The organism is Bacillus coreaensis (assembly GCF_050586445.1).
Classification (GTDB): Bacteria; Bacillota; Bacilli; order Bacillales; family Cytobacillaceae; genus Robertmurraya_A; species Robertmurraya_A coreaensis.
On the sequence record NZ_JBOCCY010000009.1, the window covers coordinates 139,001 to 147,242 of the forward strand.

General features: G+C 38.0%; 7 protein-coding genes. 6 read left to right on the plus strand and 1 reads right to left on the minus strand.

The genetic code is table 11. The annotated features are described in order from the left end of the window. Positions 1-378: 378 nt before the first annotated feature. The 3 genes from ACQ5H4_RS15260 (at position 379) to ACQ5H4_RS15270 (ending at position 1,726) form a co-directional block, all read left to right on the plus strand. Positions 379-1,230 (plus strand): type II toxin-antitoxin system SpoIISA family toxin, encoded by an 852-nt coding sequence (locus tag ACQ5H4_RS15260; protein WP_430775856.1) that lies wholly within the window; start codon positions 379-381, stop codon positions 1,228-1,230. A gap of 48 nt (positions 1,231-1,278) precedes the next feature. Then, positions 1,279-1,476, plus strand: coding sequence for a hypothetical protein (locus tag ACQ5H4_RS15265; RefSeq protein ID WP_430775857.1), 198 nt, complete (start codon positions 1,279-1,281; stop codon positions 1,474-1,476). A 118-nt stretch (positions 1,477-1,594) separates the two neighbouring features. Next, on the plus strand, positions 1,595-1,726 hold the full coding sequence (locus ACQ5H4_RS15270) for a hypothetical protein (RefSeq protein WP_430775858.1): 132 nt from the start codon (positions 1,595-1,597) through the stop codon (positions 1,724-1,726). 378 nt (positions 1,727-2,104) lie between these two features. Here ACQ5H4_RS15270 and ACQ5H4_RS15275 read toward each other — a convergent pair whose 3' ends face one another. Next, complete coding sequence (locus ACQ5H4_RS15275) at positions 2,105-3,871, minus strand: sigma-54-dependent Fis family transcriptional regulator (RefSeq protein ID WP_430775859.1); 1,767 nt, start codon at positions 3,869-3,871, stop codon at positions 2,105-2,107. Between the two features lie 248 nt (positions 3,872-4,119). Here ACQ5H4_RS15275 and fdhA point away from each other — a divergent pair, with 248 nt between their 5' ends. The 3 genes from fdhA to hcp all read left to right on the plus strand — a co-directional run bounded on the left by fdhA (position 4,120) and on the right by hcp (position 8,062). Continuing rightward, positions 4,120-5,334, plus strand: coding sequence for a formaldehyde dehydrogenase, glutathione-independent (gene fdhA / locus ACQ5H4_RS15280; RefSeq protein WP_430775860.1), 1,215 nt, complete (start codon positions 4,120-4,122; stop codon positions 5,332-5,334). A 12-nt stretch (positions 5,335-5,346) separates the two neighbouring features. Next, a complete protein-coding gene (locus tag ACQ5H4_RS15285) occupies positions 5,347-6,111 on the plus strand; it encodes an MIP/aquaporin family protein (protein ID WP_430775861.1) in 765 nt (254 codons plus the stop codon). Between the two features lie 298 nt (positions 6,112-6,409). Continuing rightward, complete coding sequence (gene hcp / locus ACQ5H4_RS15290; RefSeq protein ID WP_430775872.1) at positions 6,410-8,062, plus strand: hydroxylamine reductase; 1,653 nt, start codon at positions 6,410-6,412, stop codon at positions 8,060-8,062. The last annotated feature ends 180 nt before the right edge of the window (positions 8,063-8,242 follow it).

The window sequence follows — 8,242 nt, forward strand, 5'->3', positions numbered from 1 at the left end:
GTTTAAAGAGATTGTTATAGCAGAGAGGCTTTTGATTTATGTTCATAAACCAGCCTCTAATAAACTATGAGGTCTACAGTCTAAAATAAGTTAGCGATTGCTGTAAGCGGAAGACTCCTGCATAGAAAAGCGAATCTAGTATATAGCAGCTAGAAAAAACTAACAACGCTACATTGACTTTTAAATATATTCATTAAAAAGAGAGAGCTATCTGTTAGCTTTTTTTATTTTTGAGAGTTTTCTTGTTTGTTCGTCAATGATAGAATAGTAGAGTTAAATTCTTCCTAAAATATATTTGTTCATAGAAGAAACAAAGCGAAAATGCTATGTAAAAACGGAAGGATATAGGTAAAGGGTAGTATAGGAGGAGGGGGAGTTGTGGATTTTCATCTTTTTGCATGGTTAATACTGGTTTTTGTAGTAGGGAATTTTCTGTTTTTCTGCTTTGCACCATTAAAATACCATTTATCACTTCGTACATTAAGAAAGGCTTTATATACACTGTATATTGGAGCCGTTACGGTAGGTTTGATAATCGGTGAGGTTTCTCTTGGTAATTGGCAGTTTCTATTAACTTTGACTGGAACCATCATATTTATTGATATTGCGGTATTGCTTACACCAAGTATCTTAAAAATATGGAAAGCTGAGTTTCAGTATACAGATTATGTAGAGAACATCATTTTAACCAATAACAAGATTCAAAAGGCTACTATTAAACGGGTTGTTTCCATGTCTGATATGATTCAAAATGCAGGAGAGTATTTTGAAAACCTAGCAGAGGTTGAGACGGATGATAAAAAGAGAGAACAGTTGGAAGATTACGTAAAACTCTATACGGAGAAGTTTGGATTAATTTTTCAAATTTGGGAAGTGAATAACGAAGCTGTTTCCATGGATATACTTTCTGACCAGGAAGTGCAAGGTTTAAATGACGAGGAATTGAATGCTCTTCTAACGGAAATGGGATTCATGGAGGGTATTAAGACGACTCTAAATCGCATTGACGATCTAAATACTTTTGATGTTGCGGAAGAACTGGATTCGTATGTTAATTCCTTATATCAAGTAGAGATTGTTTCATTGATAAAAGATGACGCCATGATTATTCCTGTCTTTATGAATGAGAAAAATGTATTGGTAGTCTTAAAGACTGCTAAAGGGGAACTATTAGAAGTAGATGGAGTGCATGTAACGAACTTAATATATCTATATTACTCTTATGTTTAGAAATATGGTATAATAGGGAAAAGTTCACTCAAAAGGAGGGTTCTTGTTATGGGTAAAGAATTTGAAGTTGAGATTGTTTCAGAAAACAATGGCGTGATTAGAGTGAAGAAAGTCGGAAAAGCAAAAGCAAGAGCCGTATCTTCAAGACGCAAGAACAACACTCGCTTATCAGAAAAATCGACTACCAAAATGTCTCAGAATATTAAAGAACTAAATAATAAGGTCTTGCAATTTATTAGTGGCTGATATTGCAGGGTGAATAAACAAGGTGCTTTTAGGCATCTTGTTTTTTTTATGTATATTTCCTCTCGTTGTTGTATATATAGGTTAGTAGAAATCAGATTACAAGGAGTGAGGGATTTCTATGGGGAAGGCAAAGCCTAAAAACAAAGTTATGCCTAAAAAGACTACAAGATTTACGGGAGAATCCAAATTGGAGAAAGAGAATAAAAAAGCATTAAAGGTCATTCGTGCCATAAAGGGTATGTTTGGTTAATTCGCTCTTTAGTAGTACATTTGATGAACAGGAATCAGCTTGTTTATGAAAAAAGCACCTATCCGGAGATAAATGCTGTTATGAAACTAAGTATCAAATACAAAGGAAATCATCAAAGAATAGTAATTGTTCCATAATTCCAATCCCTCCGATAAATAGGAAAGTGTTCTGTGTTGAACAGGATGCTTTCCTTGTTTGTTTTTGGGACCGAGACATCATCCATTTGAAATTACACAAAAGTGAGTAGAGTAGTTTCACACCCGGGAGGATGATTGCTCTGAAAATTTAGGTTGTACAAAAAAGTACCCTATAGGCAGAATTTTCTATGTGTCTACTCTATAGGGTACTTTTTTTTCCAAGCTAGCTTTATCTTTATCCCTATTGCTGTAAATGATATTTTTTAATTTTAAGATAAAGTGTATTTCGACTTATTTTTAGGATCGTAGCTGCCTTACTAATATTCCAGCTTACATAATCCAACGTTCTTCGAATCACTTCTTTCTCTGAATGAACCAGAGAGGTAAGGGGATCCTTTTCTTCCTGTAGAGAGGGTTTATCCTGCTCGTATTCGATTTCAAAATCCAAGTCCTCCGCTTTAATCTCATTTCCATCAGCTAGAAATGAGGCTTGCATGAGAACACTATTGAGCTCTCTCACATTTCCAGGCCAATGATACGAAAGAAGCTTATCTTTTGCCTCTCTTGAAAGAGGTAAGGAAGGGTAATCTAAATTTTTCATTAAGTGATTGGACAATTCAATAAGGTCTGAACGCTCTCGGAGAGAAGGGAGTGTCATCACCACTCCTTTCAGTCGATAATACAAGTCTTCTCGAAAACGTCCGGCTTCTATTTCTCTTCTAAGGTTTTTATGTGTGGCCGCAATCACTCTTGTATTGATTGGTATGGGTTTAATTCCACCTACACGGGTGACTGATTTTTCCTGTAAGACTCTTAGCAAAACAGCTTGTGCCTTGAGTGTCATGTCACCAATTTCATCGAGAAAGAGGGTCCCACCATTCGCTGCCTCAAATTTCCCTATCACTCCTTCACGATTGGCACCGGTAAATGCCCCTTTTTCGTAACCAAACAATTCGCTTTCAATGAGACTTTCCGGTATGGCGCTACAATTAACAGCAATAAAAGGCTGATCTCCTCTTGGTCCAGACGTATGTAAAGACTGTGCAACTAGCTCTTTTCCTGTCCCGCTTTCTCCATATACAATAATTGGGAAATCGGTTAGTGCGGCTTTTTTAACGATCCTTCTTATTTCATTCATCTTTGGGCATGAACCGACAATATCCTTAATGGTATATAGATGATGTGGAGTCAATCTCTTATTCGTAGGTGTATTTAAAGCTAATATGGATCGATATTGTTTACGTGATGGATCAGATACCACTTTTGTCGGATATCCCTTTGTATTGTGAAATTCTTTTCCCAAACAGTCATCACCTAGTAATTTACGTGCTGACTGATTGGCACGAATGATCCTTTTGTCATCATCTAGTGAAAGAAGGGGAACATTTGCAAAGTTAGCAGTCGCTTCAAGCTCTTTAATGGTCAAAACCTTTTCATTTTTCGCCATGTCTAAAAGCAAGCCATTTTGAATAAAAGTCGCCATGATGTTTGTTAAGGAGAAAATAAATGGATGATACAATTCCTTTCTTGCACTGATATTAACGGCACCAATTAGTTCACCCATTGGTGAATAAATAGGGCTTGCCGCACAGGTTAGAAATTGATTTTTTACATAGAAGTGGTGATCCGCATGAGTGATAATGGGTTCTTTCGCAAAGATGGCAAGCCCCATGGCATTGGTTCCTTTGTTTTCTTCTGACCAATTTGAACCTATGGATAAAACATCAACAGAACTGGGTACATCCAATTGCCCTACTTTATGTATGATGGTTCCGTGTCGATCAACAATGGTGATCACTAGACCAGAATAGTAGTTGGGAAAGAGTGTGTTAATAGCTGAAGAGGCATGGTTGATTAACTGTTCATTTTCTTTAATCAGATCACTCAAAGCCTTACCAGTCAAAATAGAGTCCTCTAAAGGATCGGTTGGTGAGAGGCCGAAATCATGACAACGCTTCCACGATTGACTAATGAGATTATACTTGTCGAAAAGAACTTCTGTAACCATATGACAATTATTACCTCCTTTTCACATTAAGGCCATTCAGTCTTTGTCCATATTATACTATTATTTCAATATTCAGGAAAAGGTAAAAAATCATTTGTCTTAAAATAGGACACCCTTTGCTCATTTTATGAACACGCTTTCACTTGTGGATCCATAGAATCGTTTAAATAATAACTTTTTGAGTTGGCATAAAAATTGCAATGATATGTTTGTAAATAAAACTTCATAGCAAAGGGGAGGATTTTCACATGAAAGGAAATAGAGCAGTAGCTTACATGGGTCCAGGTAAAGTTGAGGTAATGGATATTGGTTATCCAGACTTAGTTTTAAGAGATGGACCTGGAGTAAATCCTTTAAACGTAGGACGTAAATGTGAACACGGTGTGATCTTGAAGGTGGTAACAACGAATATTTGTGGAAGTGACCAGCACATGGTGAGAGGGAGAACGACTGCTCCCGAAGGACTTGTGCTAGGGCATGAAATAACGGGAGAAGTCATTGAAGTTGGTCGTGATGTGGAATTTATCAAAAAAGGGGATCTTGTGTCTGTCCCGTTTAATATTGCGTGTGGACGATGCAGAAGCTGTAAAGAGCGCAACACACATATATGTGAAAATGTAAATCCTGATCGTCCGGGTTCAGCGTATGGTTATGTAGATATGGGAGGCTGGGTAGGAGGTCAGTCTGAATATGTAATGGTACCCTATGCCGATTTCCAATTATTGAAATTTCCAGATAAAGATCAAGCGATGGAAAAAATTAGAGATTTAACGATGCTATCTGATATTTTTCCAACTGGTTATCATGGGGCAGTGAGCGCAGGTGTTAAGCCAGGAGCTACTGTTTATATTGCGGGAGCAGGTCCTGTTGGGCTAGCAGCTGCCCATTCGGCACAACTATTAGGGGCTGCTGCCGTTATTGTAGGGGACTTAAATGAAGAAAGGCTTGCCCAAGCAAGAAGCTTTGGTTGTGAAACAGTAAATCTACGTAATCACCCTGATTTGGGAGAGCAAATTGATCAAATTCTAGGCAGTCCTGAGGTTGACTGTGCAGTAGATTGCGTAGGCTTTGAAGCATCTGCACATGGTGCAAATGCGACAGAAGCGCCGGCAACTGTTTTAAATTCCATTATGCAGGTCACTCGTGCTGGGGGACGACTGGGGATTCCAGGTCTATATGTAACAGGAGATCCAGGTGGAGTGGATGAGGATGCAAAAATTGGTACATTGAGAGTTCGTTTAGGATTAGGGTGGGCAAAAGCACATACATTTGTTACAGGTCAAACACCAGTTATGCAATACCACCGTGACTTAATGCAAGCGATCTTAAGTGGAAAAGCACAGATTGCAAAAGCAGTTAATGCAACGGTCATATCCTTAGATGAAGCGCCAAGGGGCTATGCAGAGTTTGATAAAGGGGCTTCAAGAAAATATGTCATTGACCCTCATGGACTTGTAAAATAATGGTGGCTGCTGATGGAGACAACCAGCCTGTTCAAACGATGTTTTGGTGAAGGTATCGGTACGGCTTTATTAGTTCTTATTGGTCCAGGTACAGCCGCTTTTAATGGAATGATTACGGCTAATAACAACGAGTCTACAACATTGGCTGATATTGGAGTGATAAGCTTTGCCTTCGCGATTGTTGTTATGGCAATGATCTATTCAATAGGAAGATTAACGGGTTGTCACATTAACCCAGCTGTCACAATCGCACTAGCTTCAACAGGTCATTTTCCTTGGAAAGAGGTAGGACCCTATCTACTTGCACAATGTGTGGGTGGTACCATTGGGGCGTTTGGAATTATAAGCGTTTTAGGCATGGATGGAGTATGGTTAGGAAATTTAGGAGCTACTGTCCTTGCACCATCTACCGGATATATTCAGGGGATATTTATCGAAGCCATTGCCGCGTTTATCCTTATGTTCGTCATTATGGGAGTTGCAGTCGACTCCAAGGCCCCAAAGGATTGGGGTGGGCTTGTCATTGGTTTAACGGTTGGAGGGATCATCATGATGACCGCCGGTTCTACGGGAGCATCCTTTAATCCCGCAAGAACCTTCGGACCATATGTTGTCGATAGTTTAATCGGCGGTAATATCAACTGGATTCAATTTCCTGTTTATGTAATTGGTCCAATAATGGGTGCTGTTGCAGCGGCGGTACTTTATAAATATATGACTAGTTCGGAAAAGTTACCGGTAATAAAAGAAAAATCTCATAAAGAAATAGCAAAATAGCGTAAGGATGAAAACTAGGGGATTACTCCCTAGTTTTTTCTTTTTATTTTGTATGTCTAATTGCTGTAAGTTAAATAGTATTTCAATTTTGAAGTCACAACTTTTTTCGTTTGCCGTGTCTTAGAAAAAGCAAGTAATCCTTGATTTTCTCCCTTCAAATTTGACAATCAAGTGAAATATGTCTTTACTGTGAGCTAAATCACACCTACTTTTTCTGATCGTTGTTAAAGTGAAATCATTATTGAATAAATATGTAAGTTCACCTAATGATTAGAAGGTAGGGGGAAGTTAAATGAGTATGTTTTGTTATCAATGTCAAGAAACAGCAAATGGAACAGGCTGTACGATTGCAGGTATTTGTGGAAAAAAAGATGATTTAGCGAATATGCAAGATTTATTGGTTTATGTGGTAAAGGGTCTGGGGATTGTTCATACAGAAGCTAGAGAACTAGGATTGAAGCATAGTAAAGTAGATGAGTTTATTGTGAATAGTCTTTTTATGACGATTACAAATGCCAACTGGGATAAGAATGACTTTTATAACAAGGTTAGAGATGGTCTGAACATTCGTGAAGAGATCAAGTCCTCAATTGAAAAGGCTGGCTCACAATTAGCTAATAATAGCGATTTTGTAACCTGGTATGGTGAGACTACTCTTGAGTTTGAAAACAAAGCCGCTTCACAAGAGGTAAGCATTCTTGCCACAAGAGATGAAGATATTCGCTCATTAAGAGAACTAATTACATATGGCCTAAAAGGATTGGCTGCGTATCTTCAGCATGCCGCGTATTTAGGCTATAAAGAGGACACTCTGTATGCTTTTATGCAAAAGACATTGTCGCAGATCACAGATGATACATTAACATTGGACGAATTGATTGCCCTTTCTATGGAAGTTGGAAAGTATGGAGTATATGGGATGGAATTATTAGATACTGCCAATACATCCACTTATGGACATCCGGAGGTAACAAAAGTAAACATCGGTGTTGGTAAAAACCCAGGAATTTTAATAAGCGGACATGACTTGAAAGATATTGAACAATTATTAAAGCAAACCGAGGGCTCGGGTGTTGATGTTTATACACATAGTGAAATGCTCGTCGCCAATTATTATCCAGCATTTAAAAAATATGATCACTTTGTAGGTAACTACGGAAATGCTTGGTGGGAACAAACACGTGAATTTGAAAGCTTTAATGGTCCGATTCTCATGACAACCAACTGTATTGTACCACCAAAAGCTTCCTACAAAGATAGAATGTATACCACTGGTGCAACAGGAGTAGAAGGTGTTACTTATATCGCGGAGAAAGAAGATGGAACAAAAGACTTCTCAGTGATGATTGAGCATGCGAAACAATGTGAACCTCCGATTGAAATTGAGACGGGGGAAATTATTGGTGGATTTGCACATAATCAAGTCGCTCAAGTAGCGGATCAAGTAGTCGACGCTATAAAGAATGGAGATATTAAACGATTCTTTGTTATGGCAGGCTGTGATGGACGCCATAAAAGTAGAACGTATTATAAAGAGTTTGCTGAAGAGCTTTCTAACGATACCATCATCTTAACAGCTGGTTGTGCGAAATATAGATACAATAAGCTTGATTTGGGTGATATCAATGGTATACCAAGGGTACTTGATGCTGGTCAATGTAATGATTCTTATTCACTTGTCATGACCGCATTAAAACTAAAGGATGCCCTTGGCTTGGAAAGTATTAATGACCTTCCATTGTCTTATAATATCGCATGGTATGAGCAAAAGGCAGTTATTGTATTCCTATCACTTCTTTATCTAGGTGTGAAGAATATTCATGTTGGTCCTACATTACCAGCATTCCTTTCCCCAAATGTAACAAACTTCTTGGTAGAAAACTTTGGTGTAGGAAGCATTACGAATACAACGGATGATATTGATATGTTTATGAATGTGGTTGCAATCTAATTTTCAGTCGCTTCATTAATATGATAAAAATAAAAGCGGGAAAACCTGAATGTTCCATGTTTTTCCCGCTTTTTATTAGGCTGTTTTCTAAAACATTGTTGCTTTTAGCACTACTTTATTGAAATAAAACACTTATTTTCTAAAAAGTCATAAGTTCATTGAACGTTTTAGAAAACAGGG

Excerpts from the sequence above, each read along its gene's own strand:
- ACQ5H4_RS15265 (WP_430775857.1), top strand. The coding sequence starts at position 1,279 with ATGGGTAAAGAATTTGAAGTTGAGATTGTTTCAGAAAACAATGGCGTG.
- hcp (WP_430775872.1), top strand. The coding sequence starts at position 6,410 with ATGTTTTGTTATCAATGTCAAGAAACAGCAAATGGAACAGGCTGTACG.
- ACQ5H4_RS15285 (WP_430775861.1), top strand. The coding sequence starts at position 5,347 with ATGGAGACAACCAGCCTGTTCAAACGATGTTTTGGTGAAGGTATCGGT.
- ACQ5H4_RS15275 (WP_430775859.1), bottom strand. The coding sequence starts at position 3,871 with ATGGTTACAGAAGTTCTTTTCGACAAGTATAATCTCATTAGTCAATCG.
- ACQ5H4_RS15270 (WP_430775858.1), top strand. The coding sequence starts at position 1,595 with ATGGGGAAGGCAAAGCCTAAAAACAAAGTTATGCCTAAAAAGACTACA.
- fdhA (WP_430775860.1), top strand. The coding sequence starts at position 4,120 with ATGAAAGGAAATAGAGCAGTAGCTTACATGGGTCCAGGTAAAGTTGAG.